Below are 17,712 nucleotides of genomic sequence, written 5' to 3'. Positions count from 1 at the left end.
GTGGCACCCCTGCTCCGCCGGATCGATGCAGTGGAGTCGGCCGCCGAGCTGGTGGCGTTGGACGCCGAACTCTCCCGCACCGGTATCGCCGGGCTGGTCCTGCCCTATGTCAGCAATGACGCGGGGAACCCCGAACGGTACGTGGTGCATCTGTACCAGTCGGGTCTCGGTATGCCCGATGAGTCGTATTACCGGGAGGAGAAGTTCAGCCAGTCACGAGCTGAATACCTGACCTTCCTCGTTGCGCTACTTACTGCAGCAAAAGAACCTGGTGCCCAGGCACGCGCTGAAGCTGTCCTCGCGCTGGAAACGCAGTTGGCCTCCTCCCACATGGATGCTGTGACACGGCGTGACCCGCAAGCCACCTACAACCTGCTGAGCCTCGAGGCGCTGACCGAGCTCGCACCGTTCAGCCGGTCCTGGCTGGAGCGGTTGACCCAGGGCAGCGAAGGGATCGATGAACTGGTGGTCAGCCAGCCGGAGTACCTGGCGTCAGTCGGTCGACTCCTGGAGTCGGTGGACCTGAGCGCATGGAAGAGCTGGCTGACCACCCGGGTACTGCTGCACTCCGCCGGGTATCTGAGCAAGGCGTTCGTCGACGCCGCATTCGCCTTCTACGGGACCCATCTCAGCGGCACACCTCAGATCAAGGACCGCTGGAAGCGTTCGGTCGCGCTGGTCGAAGGGGCGCTTGGCGAAGCCGTTGGCCGGGAATACGTGACCCGGCACTTCCCTGCCTCCCACAAGGCGATCATGGAGAGCCTGGTCGAGAATCTCCTGGCCGCCTACCAGAGCAGCATCGGATCGCTGGAATGGATGACCGATGAGACCAAGGCCCGCGCCCTCGCGAAGCTGGACAGCTTTAACACCAAAATTGGCTTTCCCGAGAAGTGGATTGACTATTCTGCGCTAGAGATTATCGACGGCGATACGTACGGCAACGTACGGCGCGCCACAGCATTTGAGCTGGATCGCCAACTGGCGAAGCTGGGCGGTCCGATTGACCGCGGGAACTGGTTAATGACCCCGCAGACGGTCAATGCCTACTACATGCCGACGATGAACGAGATAGTGTTCCCAGCCGCCATCCTGCAGCCACCGTTCTTCGACGTGGACGCTGACCCGGCGTCCAACTATGGGGCAATCGGTGCAGTGATCGGTCATGAGATCGGGCACGGGTTTGATGACAAGGGCTCCCAGTTTGACGGCACCGGCCGACTCGAGAATTGGTGGACCGATCAGGACCGTGCCTCCTTCGATGCACTCACCCAGCAGCTGGTGGATCAGTATGATTCCCTCTCGCCCGCTGAAGCTCCAGGCAGTTCAGTCAACGGTCGGCTCACCCTCGGAGAGAACATTGGTGACCTCGGTGGCCTGACGATCAGCTTCCGCGCCTACCTGCTGAGCCTCGACGGTTCTCAGGCGCCGGTGATTGATGGATTGACCGGTGCCCAGCGCTTCTTCAGGTCCTGGGCACAGTGCTGGCGGCAGAAGATTAGGGCTGAGGAGGCGGTTCGTCGCCTGACAGTCGATCCTCACTCCCCCAACGAGTTCCGCTGCAACCAGGTGGTACGGAACCTCGACCAGTTCCACGAGGCATTTTCTGTTGCCGACGGAGACGACCTGTGGCTGAGCCCGGAGCAGCGGGTTCGGATCTGGTAGCTGCTAGGACCCGAACGATGACTGGCAGGTCACCTGGTCTGCCGTCTGCCCCGACAATTGGGAGGGCAGGCCCTCGGTGCTGACGGTGGCACCCGAGGTAAAGTCGGCGCCCACACTCAACGCGAGTCCAACTGTGGCCGGGCTCGACAGCACCTGCACGTCGTCGAGACCGAAAAGTTCAGCTACTGACTCAGCGATCGCCTCGTAGCCCGGCCCGACAAAGAGCTGGGTGGCTGGCGTGTCGACATCATCGGTAACCGCTGTCTGGGTGTAGCCCTCAGCCAGGAGAAGGTCCTGGATTTCGCTGCCCCGGTCCGGTTCGCCCGAGGAGTCGATAACAGTGAACGGGACAGCTGCCGGATCGAAGTCGAGGGTGGTTTCCTCGGCCTCGGGGCCAGCAGACGGGGCTGTTGAACCTGCTGCACCGTTGGACTGGGACGGTTGCGGTTCGGGTTCAGCCTCCTCGACGATGCTCCGGTCTGCCACCAGCGCCGCAAACAATTCTTCGGCAGGCTCCTCATCCGGGACCAGCCGGTTCAGGTCGGGTTCGTACGGCAGGACGGGCATGGTGACGAAAGCTACCTTGGCAAGATCCACGTCCTTGAGGCGATCGGCCAACCGTAAAAGGTCAGGAATCTGGCTCAGCCCATCATCGACCGTGAGATTCTTGGTGACGGTCTCAGCGATCGCGTACATCCGGGGAAGGTTGGTCAGCGTCCCCTCCTCCTGGATTTTGCGCGCCATTGATGCCATAAAGGACTGCTGGGCCCGGATCCTTCCCTCATCGCCACCGTCGCCGAAGGCGTGTCGTGTCCGCAGGAAGGCCAGCGCCTGTTCGCCCTCCACCTCGGACGTGCCAGCGGGGAGGCTTAGACCCGAGTACGTGTCCTTGATCTCCTCGTTGACGCACACCTCGACCCCGCCGAGTGTTGAGGACAGTTCCTTGACGGCGTTGAAGTCAGCCATCATGAAGTGGTCGATCTTGAGGCCGGTCAGCTCGTTAATTGCAGCAACTGTGCAGCCCGGCCCACCATTGCCCAGGGCCCCGTTGAGCATTGCGAGGTCTTGTGCGGGACTGAGGGTTCCGCTTTCAGGGTCCAGGCACGCCGGGAGCGGGACCAGCAGATCACGCGGGAAGCTGACCATTGTGACATTTTCACGGTCTGCCGACAGATGCATCAACATCATGACGTCTGAATTGCCGGTTTCGGTGGTGAACTCAGCGCCGCCGTAGGCGGCGTTGTCCGCACCCTCACGAGTGTCAGTCCCCAGAATGAGAATCTGCACGGGATCCCTGTCGATGTTCGCCGTGGCGTCGCCGCCCTGATCGGTCGAAAGGTTCAGCGGCTGCGTGGCAACGTTTCCCTGGAGCCGGAGCAGCTGCACTGAAGCGAAGCCCACTCCTGCAACCAGGACAGTTGCCAAGAAAACCGCAATGATCGTCAGGATCCGCTGGGGGCCCTGCCGGCCGAGGTGACGCCCAGCGGGGGACGCCGCCTCATTCTCGGCGTTGTGGCCGGCATCGGCGCGTCGACGACTCATGCGTTGCAGCCCTTTCGAAGAATTCGGTAGGTGGTGGCTGGCGTGCACGCCAGCCGAACAAGCTGATCCCAGCCACTACCAGACAACGTCTGCTGCAACTGTCTAGTGCCCGGCTAGAATCCCAGGCGCACCAGCTGCTTCGGATCGCGCTGCCAATCCTTCGCAATCTTGACGTGCAGGTCGAGGTAAATCCGGGTTCCCAACAACGCTTCGATGCTCTTGCGTGCGTTGGTTCCGACCTCCCGGAGGCGTGCTCCGCCTTTACCGATAATGATTGCCTTTTGTGAGGACCGTTCAACGAACAGGTTCACCCTTACGTCAAGGAGTTGGTTGTCGGGGCTGCGCCCCTCGCGGGGGACAATCTCGTCGACCACCACCGCCAGAGAATGTGGCATCTCATCGCGAACACCCTCAAGCGCTGCCTCACGCACCAGCTCTGCCACCATCACCGCCTCGGGCTCGTCGGTCAGGGCGCCGCCTGGGTAGAGCGGCGGGGATTCGGGCATGTGGGACACGAACACGTCACCGACCGTTTCGACCTGGAAGCCATCGGCAGCGGACACGGGAACGACGTCGGCCCATCCGTCAGCCCCCAGCACTTCCTCGCCCAGGGCAGCGACTGCCATAAGTTGACGGGTCAGCGCCGCGCGGTCAACAAGGTCGGTTTTGGTCACGACGGCGATCAAGGGCTTCCGCTGCAACCGAGACAACTGCTGGGAAATGAACCTGTCCCCCGGGCCGATCGGCTCATTGGCTGGAATGCAGAAGCCGATGGCGTCCACCTCAGCGAGCGTGTCTGCGACGAGATCATTCAGTCGCTGACCGAGGAGAGTCCGTGGGCGGTGAAGACCCGGCGTGTCGACGAGGACCAGCTGGGAATCCTCCCGGTGCACTATGCCTCTGATGGTGTGCCGGGTGGTCTGAGGTTTGGAAGAGGTGATCGCCACCTTCTGCCCCACCAACGCGTTCGTCAGCGTCGACTTCCCTGCATTGGGGCGCCCGACCAGGGAAACGAACCCCGCCCGGTGATTGTGTTCACTCATGATGATCCGCCGTGTCCTTGAAGTAGTGCGGGATTCCGGTCCCGGCCGTCGTCGTCAGGTGCTGATTCCCGTTTCCACACAATAATGTGGGAAACCCGGTTCCGGCGGCCCTCGACACGTTCGGCGCGCAAGCCGATACTGCCGACAGTTACCTCGCTCCCCACAATGGGCACCCGGCCGAGCGTCTTGGCGAGCAGTCCGCCAACGGTGTCCACCTCATCGTCTTCCAAGTCAACATGGAAGACCTCCCCCAGATCGTCGATACCCATGCGCGAGCTGATCCGGTACTCCCCGTTGCCGAGCTGTTCGAGCTCAGGTACCTCCGAGTCGTACTCGTCAACGATCTCCCCGACTATCTCCTCGATCAGGTCCTCAAGGGTGACGAGCCCGGCCGTTCCGCCGTATTCGTCGATGACAATCGCTACGTGAGTGGACTCCCGTTGCAGCTCCTGCAGGAAGTCACTCACCGGCTTTGACTCGGGGACATAGCGCACCGCCCTGCACACGCTCTCGACGGGCTCGGCGGGCCGTCCGTCCGGTCCATGCAGCTGGGCCACCACATCCTTGAGGTACAGGATGCCGATGATCTCGTCGGCGCTATCGCCAATGACCGGGACTCGCGAGTATCCCGAGCGCAGGAACAGCGACATCGCCTGCTTGAGGGTGGAACCCGTCTCGATGGACACCATGTCGGTGCGGGGCACCATTACCGCCCGGACCTTCGTGTCGCCCAGCTCAAATACCGAGTGGATCAGCTCGGCCTCGCTGTCCTCGATCATCTCGGCGTCGTTGGCGCGGGAGAGCAGTTCACGGAATTCCTCTTCAGTGAAGAAGGCTGCCTCGGCGCGGGCGGCGCCCGGGGTGATGGCGCTACCCAGTGCTACCAGCCAGCGGGGCACCGGTCCGAGGACGCCGCACAGAAGCCTGACCAGCCCGGCTGTGGCGGGGACTACCCGGCTCGCGTGGGTCCTCCCCAGCTGACGGGGCGACACGCCGACCAGCACAAACCCGACGGCGGCCATGGTGGCGGTCGCGAGCAGACCGGCTATCCAGACATTGTCGAGCACATCATGGAAGAGAATGGCTACCGCTACAGCTGCTGCCATTTCGAACCAGACCCGCCAGAACCGGAGCGCATGCATGTGGGAGATCGGCGAGGCGAGGATCCGCTCAAGCGCCCTCCCCGATTTTCCCTGCAGGAGGTCCTCGCCCTCCTGGCGTGGCAGGTAGCTGAATGCCGCCTCCGCGGCCGTGACGAGGGCTGCCACGAGAACAAACACCAACGCCATGAAGGCGAGGATCCAAACGATCAACTGACTGTCTCCTCGGGCGCTTTTCCGCCCAGATAGTCCGCAAGCAAGCTGCGCTGCAAGGCGAACATCTCAGCCTCTTCGTCGGGCTCGACATGGTCGTAACCAAGCAGGTGCAGCACCCCGTGGGTGGTGAGTAGCAGCAGCTCCTCCTGGGTGGAGTGCCCTGCCTTCTCGGCCTGGGCCTGCGCCACCTCGGGGCAGAGCACTACATCGCCCAGCACTCCGGCGGGGGTCAACCGACCGGCCGTGCCCGGGCGAAGCTCATCCATCGGAAAGGACAGGACGTCGGTAGGCCCGGGTTCGTCCATCCACTCGATATGCAGTTTCTCCATGGCAGTTGTGTCAACCAGGATAATGGACAGCTCAGCCTCGGGGTGCACAAAGAGACCGTCCAGAAGGAACCGGCCCAAGCGGATGAGGTTCTCCTCATCCGCCGGAACACCTGACTCGTTGTTGACCTCGATGCTCATCCTTTGCCTCCGGCGTGTCCGCGCGAACCACGATGATCCTGGGCAGCTGATGCCCGCTGGTTTTCGTCCCAGACGCTGTAGGCGGTCACAATGTCGCCGACCAGCCGGTGCCTGACGACGTCGGACGCGTCAAGGGTGCGGAAACTGACGTCCTGGACGCCCTGAAGTATCTCGCTGACCACCCGCAGTCCCGAATTGGTCCCGCCGGGCAGGTCCACCTGGGTCACATCCCCAGTGACCACCATCTTTGACCCAAAGCCAAGCCGGGTCAGGAACATTTTCATCTGCTCTGGGGTGGTGTTCTGCGCCTCATCGAGAATGATGAAGGCGTCGTTCAGCGTGCGCCCGCGCATGTAAGCCAGCGGTGCCACCTCAATCGTGCCCGCAGCCATCAGCCGCGGGATGGTGTCCGGGTCCATCATGTCGTGCAGCGCATCGTAGAGCGGCCGCAGATACGGGTCAATCTTGTCGCTGAGCGTGCCGGGGAGAAACCCCAGCCGCTCTCCGGCTTCGACTGCTGGGCGGGTGAGGATGATTCGGTTGACTTCTTTGTGCTGGAGCGCCTGGACAGCCTTGGCCATTGCCAAGTAGGTCTTTCCTGTTCCCGCGGGGCCAATGCCGAACACCACTGTGTGCCGGTCGATCGCCTCGACGTAGTCACGCTGGTTCAACGTTTTGGGCCTAATGGTCCTGCCCCGGGAAGAGAGGATGTTCATGGTGAGCACGTCGGATGGGCTACTGACCGCCTGATCCTTCAACATGGACACCAGCTGCTTGAGCACCTGCGGGTTGACGGTGGTGTTGTTGGCAGCGAGCGTCCGGATTTCAGCGATGAGACGCTCGGTGCGCGCAACGTCAACGGTGGGCCCGGTGATTGACAGCTCGTTGCCCCGGACGTGCAGGTTAACCCCCACGAAAGTACTTTCGATCAGCCGCAGGGCCTCGTCATTGGTTCCAAGCGCTTGCACCATCTGTTCCGTCGAGTCGAAGTGGACAACCCTTGTGTCCATGCCCACTGCGCTAATGCCAACTGAAGAATCGGTCATATAATCGGCCCTCGCGGCCTTCCATCTCTCCTTGAATCGGTTAGCGACGGCATGCCGCCCCGCTTACGATCTTACGTTACGTCCGTCCTCCGTCGGGCGTTTCCTCCGTCGGCAGGTCCTCCGATCGGCGCGGCGTCGGTGTCCTCAGGAAGCAGTTGATCTCATCCGGGCAACGGCCCGGTTTCAATACTGTCTCAGTCCAGCGACGACTTGGCTAAACCCCTTATTCACCCGGTTCCCGTATGCAAAGCTGGAGGACGTTGCTTGAGCGCACTACCCAGGCGACGACCAAAAACATGCCGGGCTGAAGAGCGGAAGGATAGGACGCGGATGGAGTGGTCCCTTCAGCGCGGCACCCGGCGCCGGTGGGGACGCACCCTCGCCGTCACAGCGTTCCTGTCACTGGCAGGGCTGGGCCTTGTTGGCTGCACCCCCCTCGATGGCGACGGCGGCGCAACTTCCCTTCCGGAACAGCCCTCTATTCTTACCGACCCTTCCTCGGTGGCAGATTCAGCTGTACCGCCTGCCACCACCACCGGAAGCAACCAACTGCCCGTTTACTGGCTGGGAGAAAACAACGGAAGCAGCCTGCTGTACCGGGAGTTCCTCAAGGGCGAGAAGGGTGGCGACCCGATCGCTGCGGCAGTCAAGGCGATGACCACCAACGAAGCTTTGGACCCCGATTACTTCGGGTCGTGGTCACCGGCTGACACGGTGAGCACTTCAATCTCCCCCGGCAATATCATCACCGTTGACATCTCAGCTGACGCTTTCAGTGCCAAGATCGATGAAGGTTCCGCCTATCGTGCAGTCCAGCAACTTGTGTACACGGCTACCGCAGCCGCGGCCAACGCAGGCCTGGTGTCGGGGGGCGATCCGAGCAGCGTCGTCGTACTGGTGGATGGTGTGGCCGGTTTCAACGCGTTCGGGCACATTGAGCTCGGCTCCCAGCTACAGCGTGACACCCGGTTGATGGCGCCGATCTGGATTATTGAGCCGCAGCATGGCGAAACCACCGACCAGTCGACGCTCAGTGTGTCGGGCAGCGGACTGGCGGAGAACTCGGTGCTGAGCTGGCGGATCGACGAGGTTGTTGGCGACCAGCTGGAGACTTATCGCAGCGGTACGGTTGGTCTAGACAGCGGGCCTGGCTCCCCAGGGCTCTTCGAATTCACGATCGCCCTGTTGCCCGGCGAGTATGAGGTCAGCGTCTTTGATGCCGCGCAGGGCACCCAGGATGGCCAGGAGATCGGCGCCGACACCAAGCGCGTCGTCATTCAGTAGACGCCAGCTGTGGTGGGGCCTGCCACCGATCGCTACCAGCGGCCGATGAGCTGGTTGAGCACCGACAGCGCCGCAGGGCCAGCGGTCGACGAGCGCAGCACATGGGAGCCAATCCTTGCCGGGTGGGCGCCCTTGGAGATGAACAGCTCCAGCTCCTGACTGCTGATTCCGCCCTCGGGACCGACAACCACAGCGATGGTGTCGGGCACGCCCGTCTCAGGCGACGGGACGAGGGATCCGATTCCGACGGCGGCGTCCTCGTGCAGGATCAGCGCCAGATCGACGCTCGCCAACCAGTGCGCCAGCGCTCCGCTGTCGTGCAACTGGAGCACGTCGGGCAACCGGGCACGCCGCGATTGCTTGGCAGCACCCCAGACGGTGGATTCCCATTTCCGCTGACCCTTGAGTGCTTTCTCCGCCCGCCAGCGGACAATGCTGCGATCTGCCTGCCAGGGAATCACCGCGTCCACGCCAAGCTCGGTGGCAGCCTCAACAGCCAGCTCGTCGCGGTCCCCCTTGGCCAGCGCCTGAACCAGGATGAGCCGGCAGGCGGGCGGGATCTCGTCGGTCACTGACCTGACGTCCAGGGTGACGTCCTGGCCCGCGCTGGCAGTGACAACACCAGAGATCCTTCGCCCCCTGCCGTCAGCGACGTCGATGGTTTCCCCTGCGCCGACCCGCTTGACTGTGCTTGCATGCCGGGCCTCGGCACCGGCGAGGGTGAAAGCCGATCCTGGGACTGCAGCGGCGATCGCAGCTGGATCACCAAAGTACAGCGCGTTGCTCACTCCTAGAGGTTACCCAACCGCTCCCGGAGTTTCGCGAAGACCCCTGACCCGCTGCTGGCCAGCTGGCCTTCAACAAACTCTTCGCCCCGGAGCTCGGCGAGCCGCCGCAGCAACTCTTCCTGCGCCTGGTCTACGTTCCGAGGCGTTTCGACGTTGAGGTGAACCTTAAGATCTCCACGGCCATAGCCACGGAGGTGGGTGACGCCGAGTCCACGGAGGGTAACAATCTCACCCGACTGGGTGCCGGCCTTGATCCCCAGTTCCTGGTCACCATCGAACGAGGCAAGGTTCAGCGTGGTTCCCAACGCTGCGGCGGTCATCGGCACGCTGAGAGTGACATGAAGGTCATCGCCCTCCCGCAGGAACGTTGAATCCGGGTTGACCCGGATCTCAACGTACAGGTCGCCCTGGGGCCCTCCAGCCATGCCGGCCTCACCCTGGCCGCCCAACTGGATCCGGGTGCCGGTCGATACACCGGCCGGCACCTTGATGGTGAGGCTGCGGCGGCTCCGGACGCGTCCGTCGCCGTTGCACTCATTGCAGGGATTGGGGATGACAGTGCCGAAGCCCTGGCATGTCCCGCACGTGGCACTGGTCATCACCTGGCCCAGGATGGACCTGACAGCGCGTTGCACCTGACCCGATCCACCGCAAATATCACAGGTACGGGGTGAGGTGCCCGCCTGGCAGCAGGACCCGTCACAGGTGGGGCAGACCGCCGCGGTGTCCACATCGATCTTCTTGTTGACTCCGAAGACGGCGTCAAGAAGATCGATGCGTACGGCGATGAGGGCATCCTGGCCGCGGCGGGTGCGCGACGGCGGACCAGAGGTCCCGCCACCCCCGAAGAAGGTCTCGAAGATGTCCTGGAAGGCGAAGCCCTGCCCGGCGTGCCCGCCGCCAAAACCGTTGTCGGTCCCGTTCTCATTGCCGGTCGTGTCGTACACGCGGCGTTTCTGGGCGTCAGAGAGCACCTCGTAGGCTCGGGTCACCATCTTGAACTCTTCGGAGGCGTCGGGCCCTGAGTTGACGTCCGGGTGCAACTTACGTGCCAGCTTGCGGTAGGCCTTCTTGATCTCCTCGCCGCTAGCATCGCGGTTCACACCGAGGACTTCATAGTGATTACTCACTCCTGCACTTCACTTCCTATGTCACTGACCGTTGTAGGGCTACCTGCCCTACCGGTACGGTTCGTCTGTTGCTGATTCAAGTTTCTATCTGAAGCGGGTCCGGCTTAGTCAGTCAGGATCCGTGACAGGTAACGGGCCACCGCTCGCACCGCTGCCATCGACGTTGGGTAGTCCATCCGGGTTGGTCCCAGCACTCCGACCTTGGCCAGCGAATCGGGACCGTATCCGGTGGCGATCACCGACGCTTCGGCGAGCCCGCCGTAGGGGTTTTCCCGCCCAATCCTGACCGAAACCCCAAACGCATCATGTTTCATCTCGGAGAGCAGGCGCAGCATCACAACTTGCTCCTCCAGCGCTTCCAGCACTGGGCCGATGCTCAGGGGAAAGTCTACGGTGGATCGGGCCAGGTTGGCTGTACCAGCCATCACAATCCGATCATCGCGATTGATGCCGGCAAGCTGCTCAAGGGTTCGCGCGAACACGGCTCCCGCCCGCCGCTGCTGGAGAGGCAAAGCCGCCACGGCGATGGCGAGTTCCTGTGGCAGGAAGGTCAGCTTAGTGCCTGAAACTGAGCCAAGAAAATGCTGCCTCAGGTCAGCAAGGCTATTCTCCGGCACCGGTTCCTGCAACGGCACTACCCGTTGCTGGACGGTTCCGCTGGTTGCGATGAGGACCACCAGCACCTGATTCGGGGCCAGGAGCACAAATTCGATGTGCCGGACTGCTGCACTGCCGAGATGGGGATACTGAACTACTGCCACCTGATTGGTTAGGTGTGAGAGGAGCCGCACAGTGCGGTCCATCACGTCGTCGAGATCCTCAGCTCCTTCCAGAAGGGTCTGAATGGCGCGCTTCTCGGGAGCAGATAGCGGCTTGACCTCGGAGATCTGATCGACGAACAGCCGGTAGCCTTTATCAGTCGGGATGCGGCCCGAACTGGTATGGGGCGCGGTGATTAGACCTTCTTCCTCCAGAACCGCCATGTCGTTGCGGATGGTTGCCGAAGAGACTCCCAGCTGATGCCTCTCCACCAGGGCTTTCGATCCCACCGGCTCCCGGGAATGCACATAGTCTTCAACGATGGCACGCAATACTTCGAGTCGGCGTGGTTCGCTCACGTTTCACCTCCACCATGGTTCCTGGGACATTGACAGCTGATCTGGCACTCGACACACCCAACTGCCAAGTCTAGTACGTTCCAATGGATTGTTAGCATTGAAATCCCTGGCCAGACCGTCCAGCGGCGACCCGGGAAGCGAGTTCGAATTTGTCCAGTTATGAATGGGGTGCCCAGGACATCTCCGCCCCGCGGGAGGTTTCCCTTCCCCAGGTTCCGGCCAATGCCGGCTTGGTGCTCGAGGATGTCCAGAGTGGCTATGTCGGCGCAGTGGTCCGGGTTGAGAAGTCCGGGGGGATGCACGTGATGGTGCTTCAGGACCGGCGCGGCAAGAATAAAACGTTCCCTCTCGGCTTTGGCTTCCACGTCGATGGAGGTCCTGTCGAAGTGGTGGCCCCAGTTGTCGCACCGACATCACCTGCCCGCCGGATGACGGCGTCGGGCTCGGTGAAAGTTGACGGAGCCCGGGCCAGGACCGCGCGCGCCAGCAGGATCTGGGTTGAGGGCCAACACGACGCCGAACTCATCGAGAAAGTATGGGGCGATGATCTGCGCCTTGAGGGGATCGTCGTCGAACCGCTCCATGGCGTCGACGACCTCTCCGGGATGATCAGGTCCTTCAGGCCCGGCCCGGGCCGGCGGCTCGGTATTCTGGTCGACCACCTGGTAGCGGGTTCAAAGGAACAGCGGATTGCGCAGGAGGCGATGAGGGTGCCGGGCGCTGCATCGAACGTTCTGGTGGTGGGCCACCCCTACGTCGATGTGTGGCAGGCAATCAAACCGGGAACTGTAGGCCTCGCCGCCTGGCCGGTCGTCCCCCGCGGTCAGGATTGGAAGACCGGCATCCTCGCCGGGCTAGGCTGGCCGAACTCTGACAAGGCAGCGGTAGCCCACGGCTGGAAGCGCCTACTGAGCCGCGTCAACAGCTATTCCGACCTTGAGCCATCGCTTCTGGGGAGGGTTGAGGAAGTGATTGACTTCCTGACTGTTCCGGGTAGTTTCGACGAGACAATCTGATCCGGGGTGCACGTTTGTGAGGCAACGACGTATTCTAGGTGTGACGGCCCCAGAACCGGTGGCCGCTAATGCAATAGAGGATGTTCAGTTGTCTAACCCCGCCGACCAGCACAAACAGCACGGATCCGAGGACGGCAACGGTCAGCCTCCATCCGCTTTTGAGGGTGTACCGGCGAACGCTCTGCCGCTGACCGCGTCTGAGGATAGGCAGTGGGCAACCCTTGCACACTTCGGCGGCATTTTGGGGTTCATTCCGTCCCTGCTGATCCTGCTCATCTTCAAGAACCGGGGCCCGTTCACCGCCCAGGAAGCGCGTGAAGCCTTCAACTTCACCTTCCCACCCACGATTCTTGCCTTTGCTGCCTGGCTGCTCTCCCTGCTGCCAACAGTGGGAGGGTTATTCGCTGTGGTGAATGCTCTGATCTGGGTGGCGATAGCTGTCTCATCGGTTATTGCAGGAATCCAGGTCAATCGGGGTCGCCCCTATCAGTATGTGCTCAATCTTCGCCTGTTCCGCTAGACGTCCTCTACAAACAGTTTCAGGACCTCGAGTTGAGCGAGTTGGCGATCGTCAAGCCGGGTGCCCGGGCCAACGGTCGAAGCGATAGCCTACACCCCGTCCGCAGCGAGAGCCTGCAGGAGTTCTTGTACCGGTGAACACCGTGGGCTATGACACCCCCGTTCTCTGCATCCCCACCGCACACGGTGGAGCCCGTGCTGTGGCACGCAATGGATTCCGACGAGGTCTTCGCCAGGTTGTCGTCTGATCCGGAGGGAATCAGCGCTGCCGAGGTTCACCGCCGATTGGCTAACGTTGGGCCGAACGAGTTGGGCTTCGCCGGTGCTACCCCGTGGTGGAGAGTTTTGCTGCGGCAATCCGTCAGCCCCCTGATTGGAATCCTGCTGGCTGCTGCAGTGGTCACGCTCATCCAGCAGCAATTTGTGGACTCCGGCGCGATCTTCCTGATCCTGTGCATCAATGCCGCCCTCGGATTCGTTCAGGAGCGCAAGGCAGAGGCGGAGGTTCGGGCGCTCCAGTCGCTTTCCACACCTTCGTGCCGGGCGCTACATGACGGCACTGAACAGCTGGTCCCCGGGCGCAACGTCGTCCCGGGCGATGTGGTGCTGTTGGAAAGCGGCGAACGGGTTCCCGCCGATCTCCGGCTCTTCGAAACAAACGCGCTTCAACTCGATGAGTCCATGCTCACTGGTGAGCCATTCGCCGTCGCCAAACACACGGGACTCCTTCGAGCCGATACCGGCGACGCGGACCGTGCCAATATTGCCTTCAGCGGTACATTGGTGGCAAGCGGCCGGCGCAGGGGGGTCGTCATTGCGACCGGCGCCAGCACCGCGCTGGGTGAGATCAATTCCCTCGTACAAGGCCCGGCCGCCAAATCGTCGCTGCAGTTGCTCACCCACAGCCTGGAACGGCGTATCGGCCGGGCTGGTGCTCGGCAACGACGTCTCGACGATGTTCCGGACCTCCGTCGGACTCGCGGTAGCAACTATCCCCGAATCCCTTTCGATTGTCCTGACTGTCGCGCTCAGCCTCGGCGTCTCTGGGATGGCGAAACGAAACGCAATCGTCCGCACCCTGCCCGCGGTGGAAACACTGGGTTCGACCAACGTCATCGGATCCGACAAGACAGGAACCTTGACCGAGAACCGGCTGACAGTGGAACGAATCTGGACCACGTTAGGCGTGGCGGACGTCGCCGAAGGGGACGCCTGCGGCGGCACAGCCGACCCCGCGCTGGTCCGGACTGTCCGGCGGGCTGGTGCTTTAACGGACGAAGCGACGCTCTCCTCCGAGGACGCGGAACTGGAGTACTCCGGCGACGCCGTCGATTCAGCCATGGCGAAGACCGCGGTGGCCCGGGGCGCCCTTCGTGAACAGGACCGCACGGCGGAGCCTCTCGCATACCAGCCCGATGAACCGCACCTGCGCTACCCGCAGACACTCCACGTCGATGCTCACGGACGACAGACCCTTTATGTCAAAGGGGCCCCGGACGCGATAATGGAGGCCTCCTCCACCCTGGCCCGGGAAGATGGCGAGGCTCCTCTGGCCCTGGCCCTGATCCATACGGCTAACGAGGCCATGGGCCGGGACGGTCTGCGGGTGATCGCCACCGGTTCCCGGACCCTTGCCGACGACGAGAAACTCCCCTCGCCGTTGGCGGCGCCGACGGGCCTGACGTTCCTGGGCCTGGAAGGAATGACGGACCCTCCGCGGGCCGGAGTTGCGGACGAGATCGCCAAGTGCCAGCGGGCAGGGATCAAAGTCATGATGATCACCGGAGACCATCCGGTGACTGCGACGGCCATCGCCGCCCGGCTCGGCGCCAGATGCTCACCATACGCCTCGAACAGACCAGCGTTGCAGCCCGGGTCCCGCCGGTAAAGTAGCTCAGAATCGTGCATGTACTGCGGGCGGCCGGAAAGGTTGTCGCCGTCACCGGTGACGGCATCAATGATGCTCCAGCTCTCAAACGGCAGCGATTGGGGTCGCGATGGGCAAATCCGGCACGGACGCTGCCCGCGAAGCAGCCGATGTCGTGTTGACCGATGACAACTTCGTCACCATTGTGCACGCCGTGGAAGAAAGCCGGGTCACTTTCGGCGCCGTCCGCAAGACCACGTTCTTCCTGGTCTCTACCGCCGTCGGCGCGCTGGTGGCCGTGACGCTGAGCGTCTTCGCCAGCACGCCCCTGTTGTTCCTGCCCGTGCAGATCCTGTGGATGAACGTGGTGACCAATGGCGCCCAGGACATCGCGTTGACCTTCGAACCAGCCGCCGGCGATGAACTCAACCACCCGCCGCGTGCACCTTCTGAGGGCATCCTCTCGCGCACCCTCTGGTTCCGGGCCGGGATCACCGGCTGCTGGATGGCCTTGGCCGTGATCCTGAGTTTCATCGTGGCATTGCACAACGGATACCCGGAAATCCATGCGCGGTCTTTAGCGCTGACCATGTTCGTGGTGCTCACTTTTTTCAGGTTCACAGTTCCCGGGTTGAAGACAGGTCTCCCTTCCAGCTCCGATTGTTGGTCAACAAACCACTTTTCTTCACCTCGCTGGCCGCCCAGACGTTGCACTGGGCCGTCTTGTCCTGGCCAGTCTCGGCTAGCGTGCTGGGGCTGACGCCCCTGCATCCGTGGGAGTGGCTCCTGTGCGTAGCTGTCGGCTCCACAGTGTTGATCATCGTCGAGGCAGAAAAGGCCGTCCGACGCTGGTCCCACCGCACCGATTTCCAGCATGACCGGTGGCCGATCGCGCGTCGCTTCTGTTGAAACAGCGGACTAGTGTGCCGGAACACTCCGGGATTACGCCAACTCCTCCATTAGCCGAGCCAGAATGTCGTTCATTGCCAACAGGCCGACAAGCGCATTTCCCTCGACCACGACCAACCGGTGCAGGTGGTAGCGGGTCATCAGCGCGGCCGCCTGGCTGACGGCGAGGTCCTCGCCGACGGTGATCGCCGGGATTGTTGCGGCATCGTACACGTTGAGGAGGTCGACGTCCCCTGCCTCGGTAACGACAGTACGCAGCAGCTCGTGGTAGGTCAGCAGTCCGTAAGAGTCGTGCACGTGCTGCCGCTCCACCACGAGGCTCTTGACCTGGTTCTGCTTCATGGCGGAGAGCGCCTCCCGCAGGGTGCTGTACGGCGAAATGGTGACGACGTCGGTCACCATGACGTTTTTCACAATCAGCATGTGGTTCCTCCTCGTTAAACGTGCGGCTGTTCTGAGTATCAGGTTTCTTCACCGCGCAGGTGCTTCTCGAACCGGGCCACCTGCCGAGTGTCAATCCCGGTGAGGTGCTCAATCGGGAGGGCGAATGCCAGACCCCGCGAATCTGCGCCGCTGATCAAGGTCTCGTGCATGATTCGGAGGATCGGTGTGGTCAGGTGACTGCCAACCACCATCAACAGCACCGATTGAGAGCCCTCAAACGTCAGCCCGAAGAAGGTCTTTCTTGCTTCACCGCCGATGCCTTTGCCGGGCAGGATCGTCACGCCCGTGGCACCGACACGCTGCGCCTCGGTGATGACGCGGTCTTCGAGGTCCTCGGGTGCGATGACGAGGATGGCAGTGAATTTCATAATGATTCCTTTCGGAGCCGGGGAACCCGCTCCATCACAATGGCATACACCATCACGGCAATTACAGGGAAGATGGAGGCGAAGGCGATCAGCCCGAAGCCATCGATCAGCACATCCCGGCCCTCGATCGCGGCTGCCAGACCGATGCCCAGTGCCGTCACCAACGGGACCGTGACCTCCGACGTCGTAACGCCCCCGAGATCGAACGCCAGGGCGATCACGTACTTCGGTGTCAGGAAGATCAGAACGATCGCGACAACGTACGCCCCCATGATGAAGTAGTGAAAAGGGCCACCCACCAGGATCCGGTGGACGCCAAAGGCGATCCCGAGCCCGACGCCCACAGCGACGATAGTCCGGATGACGAATCCATTGATTCTGCCTGCAGACGCTTCCTGGGCCTGGTCGCCGATCGCCACCAGAGCCGGTTCGGCCATGGTCGTGGCGAAGCCGATGAGCAAAGCGAAAAGCAGGATGAGCGCCGTGTCATCCCGCTCGATCAGTTGCTCGGCCATCAAGCTACCGATAGGGAATAGCCCGATCCTGAGACCCACGACAAAGGCATAGAGTCCCAACAGCACCATGACGAAGCCAACGACTACGCGTAACGGATGGGCCAACCGCCGGCGGAGCGCGACGTACTGGAAGAAGAGCACGACCCCGACAATCGGCAAGACCTCTCGCACCATGGAGGCTAGGCCCAGCAGCATGTCGACAACCCAGCCCGTTGTACTCGCTCCCGTTTCCAGGGCGGGCATGGCGCTGGCATCGCTGAAGGTGTAGACCCAAATTCCGTACAACTGCACCCCCGCCATGGGAACCATCACGCATAGTGCCACGAGCCCGAATCCGTCGGTAAGCAGACTGCGTCCACGGATTGAGTTCGCCAGCCCAAGTCCGATCGCGGTAATCAGGGGCACACTCACAATGTTGGTGGTGACGCCCCCGGAGTCGTAGGCGAGGCCGACAACTTCTGCTGGCGCGAAATAAGTGAGTCCCAGTACGAGCGCATAGCCCCCTATCAGTAGCTTGTAGACCGCCCAGCCCCGAAGTACGCGCAGGATGCCTACCATCAAGACCAGGCCCACGGAGATAGCAATAACAAAACGCAGTGCGAGACCGCTGATCCGACCCTCGCTGACGATCTGCGCCTGCTCGGCCACCGCAATCACGGCAGGCTCGGCCACCGATGC

General features: G+C 62.4%; 18 protein-coding genes and 1 pseudogene. 8 read left to right on the top strand and 11 right to left on the bottom strand.

The annotated features are described in order from the left end of the window. On the top strand, positions 1-1,662 hold a 1,662-nt coding region (locus Y703_RS18600), incomplete at its 5' end, for a M13 family metallopeptidase (protein ID WP_035764183.1). A gap of 3 nt (positions 1,663-1,665) precedes the next feature. Here the strand turns inward: Y703_RS18600 and Y703_RS0107605 are convergent. The 5 genes from Y703_RS0107605 to Y703_RS18595 form a co-directional block, all read right to left on the bottom strand. Further along, positions 1,666-3,204, bottom strand: coding sequence for an LCP family protein (locus tag Y703_RS0107605; protein ID WP_026552228.1), 1,539 nt, complete (start codon positions 3,202-3,204; stop codon positions 1,666-1,668). Positions 3,205-3,317: 113 nt separating this feature from the next. After that, the gene (gene era / locus Y703_RS0107600; protein ID WP_026552227.1) at positions 3,318-4,247 is read right to left on the bottom strand and encodes a GTPase Era; all 930 of its coding nucleotides are present in this window, start codon (positions 4,245-4,247) and stop codon (positions 3,318-3,320) included. Then, positions 4,244-5,560, bottom strand: coding sequence for a hemolysin family protein (locus tag Y703_RS0107595; protein WP_026552226.1), 1,317 nt, complete (start codon positions 5,558-5,560; stop codon positions 4,244-4,246). Before Y703_RS0107595 ends, era begins: the two co-directional genes overlap by 4 nt. Continuing rightward, positions 5,557-6,030 carry an rRNA maturation RNase YbeY gene (gene ybeY, locus Y703_RS0107590; protein ID WP_026552225.1) on the bottom strand — a complete coding sequence of 158 codons (474 nt, stop codon included), beginning with the start codon at positions 6,028-6,030 and terminating at the stop codon, positions 5,557-5,559. Before ybeY ends, Y703_RS0107595 begins: the two co-directional genes overlap by 4 nt. Beyond that, a complete protein-coding gene (locus tag Y703_RS18595) occupies positions 6,027-7,076 on the bottom strand; it encodes a PhoH family protein (protein WP_051427391.1) in 1,050 nt (349 codons plus the stop codon). The genes ybeY and Y703_RS18595 overlap by 4 nt, the downstream gene beginning before the upstream one ends. A 330-nt stretch (positions 7,077-7,406) precedes the next feature. On the opposite strand from Y703_RS18595, the gene Y703_RS18590 reads away from it, so the two are divergent. Next, positions 7,407-8,360, top strand: a complete 954-nt coding sequence (locus tag Y703_RS18590) for a GerMN domain-containing protein (protein ID WP_051427390.1) — start codon at positions 7,407-7,409, stop codon at positions 8,358-8,360. A gap of 32 nt (positions 8,361-8,392) precedes the next feature. Here Y703_RS18590 and Y703_RS0107575 read toward each other — a convergent pair whose 3' ends face one another. The 3 genes from Y703_RS0107575 to hrcA all read right to left on the bottom strand — a co-directional run bounded on the left by Y703_RS0107575 (position 8,393) and on the right by hrcA (position 11,396). Continuing rightward, positions 8,393-9,148 (bottom strand): 16S rRNA (uracil(1498)-N(3))-methyltransferase, encoded by a 756-nt coding sequence (locus Y703_RS0107575; protein ID WP_026552224.1) that lies wholly within the window; start codon positions 9,146-9,148, stop codon positions 8,393-8,395. Between the two features lie 2 nt (positions 9,149-9,150). Next, positions 9,151-10,278: a molecular chaperone DnaJ gene (gene dnaJ, locus Y703_RS0107570; RefSeq protein WP_026552223.1), complete on the bottom strand. Its 1,128-nt coding sequence runs from the start codon at positions 10,276-10,278 to the stop codon at positions 9,151-9,153. Between the two features lie 104 nt (positions 10,279-10,382). After that, on the bottom strand, positions 10,383-11,396 hold the full coding sequence (gene hrcA, locus Y703_RS0107565) for a heat-inducible transcriptional repressor HrcA (protein ID WP_026552222.1): 1,014 nt from the start codon (positions 11,394-11,396) through the stop codon (positions 10,383-10,385). Positions 11,397-11,545: 149 nt separating this feature from the next. Between hrcA and Y703_RS0107560 the strand changes: the two genes are divergently transcribed. The 6 genes and pseudogenes from Y703_RS0107560 (at position 11,546) to Y703_RS22965 (ending at position 15,707) form a co-directional block, all read left to right on the top strand. Continuing rightward, positions 11,546-12,412 (top strand): DUF3097 family protein, encoded by an 867-nt coding sequence (locus Y703_RS0107560; RefSeq protein WP_026552221.1) that lies wholly within the window; start codon positions 11,546-11,548, stop codon positions 12,410-12,412. A gap of 88 nt (positions 12,413-12,500) precedes the next feature. Beyond that, positions 12,501-12,932: a DUF4870 domain-containing protein gene (locus Y703_RS0107555; RefSeq protein ID WP_026552220.1), complete on the top strand. Its 432-nt coding sequence runs from the start codon at positions 12,501-12,503 to the stop codon at positions 12,930-12,932. 149 nt (positions 12,933-13,081) lie between these two features. Beyond that, a pseudogene (locus Y703_RS22980) lies at positions 13,082-13,786 on the top strand (cation-transporting P-type ATPase); the annotation flags it as partial. 76 nt (positions 13,787-13,862) lie between these two features. Beyond that, positions 13,863-14,819 carry an HAD-IC family P-type ATPase gene (locus Y703_RS22975; RefSeq protein WP_026552218.1) on the top strand — a complete coding sequence of 319 codons (957 nt, stop codon included), beginning with the start codon at positions 13,863-13,865 and terminating at the stop codon, positions 14,817-14,819. Between the two features lie 109 nt (positions 14,820-14,928). Continuing rightward, positions 14,929-15,558, top strand: a complete 630-nt coding sequence (locus Y703_RS22970) for a cation transporting ATPase C-terminal domain-containing protein (RefSeq protein WP_026552217.1) — start codon at positions 14,929-14,931, stop codon at positions 15,556-15,558. Beyond that, positions 15,459-15,707, top strand: coding sequence for a cation transporting ATPase C-terminal domain-containing protein (locus tag Y703_RS22965; RefSeq protein WP_343212880.1), 249 nt, complete (start codon positions 15,459-15,461; stop codon positions 15,705-15,707). Before Y703_RS22970 ends, Y703_RS22965 begins: the two co-directional genes overlap by 100 nt. A 33-nt stretch (positions 15,708-15,740) precedes the next feature. Here Y703_RS22965 and Y703_RS0107535 read toward each other — a convergent pair whose 3' ends face one another. From Y703_RS0107535 to Y703_RS18580, 3 genes are all read right to left on the bottom strand, one after another. Beyond that, positions 15,741-16,130 (bottom strand): CBS domain-containing protein, encoded by a 390-nt coding sequence (locus tag Y703_RS0107535; protein WP_026552216.1) that lies wholly within the window; start codon positions 16,128-16,130, stop codon positions 15,741-15,743. Positions 16,131-16,168: 38 nt separating this feature from the next. Then, complete coding sequence (locus Y703_RS0107530; RefSeq protein ID WP_026552215.1) at positions 16,169-16,519, bottom strand: P-II family nitrogen regulator; 351 nt, start codon at positions 16,517-16,519, stop codon at positions 16,169-16,171. Then, on the bottom strand, positions 16,516-17,712 hold a 1,197-nt coding region (locus tag Y703_RS18580), incomplete at its 5' end, for a DUF1538 domain-containing protein (RefSeq protein ID WP_035764180.1). The genes Y703_RS18580 and Y703_RS0107530, both read right to left, overlap by 4 nt.

It is taken from the genome of Arthrobacter sp. H20 (assembly GCF_000520515.1).
Lineage (GTDB): Bacteria > Actinomycetota > Actinomycetes > Actinomycetales > Micrococcaceae > Arthrobacter_D.
This window is presented reverse-complemented; position numbering and strand designations above follow the sequence as displayed.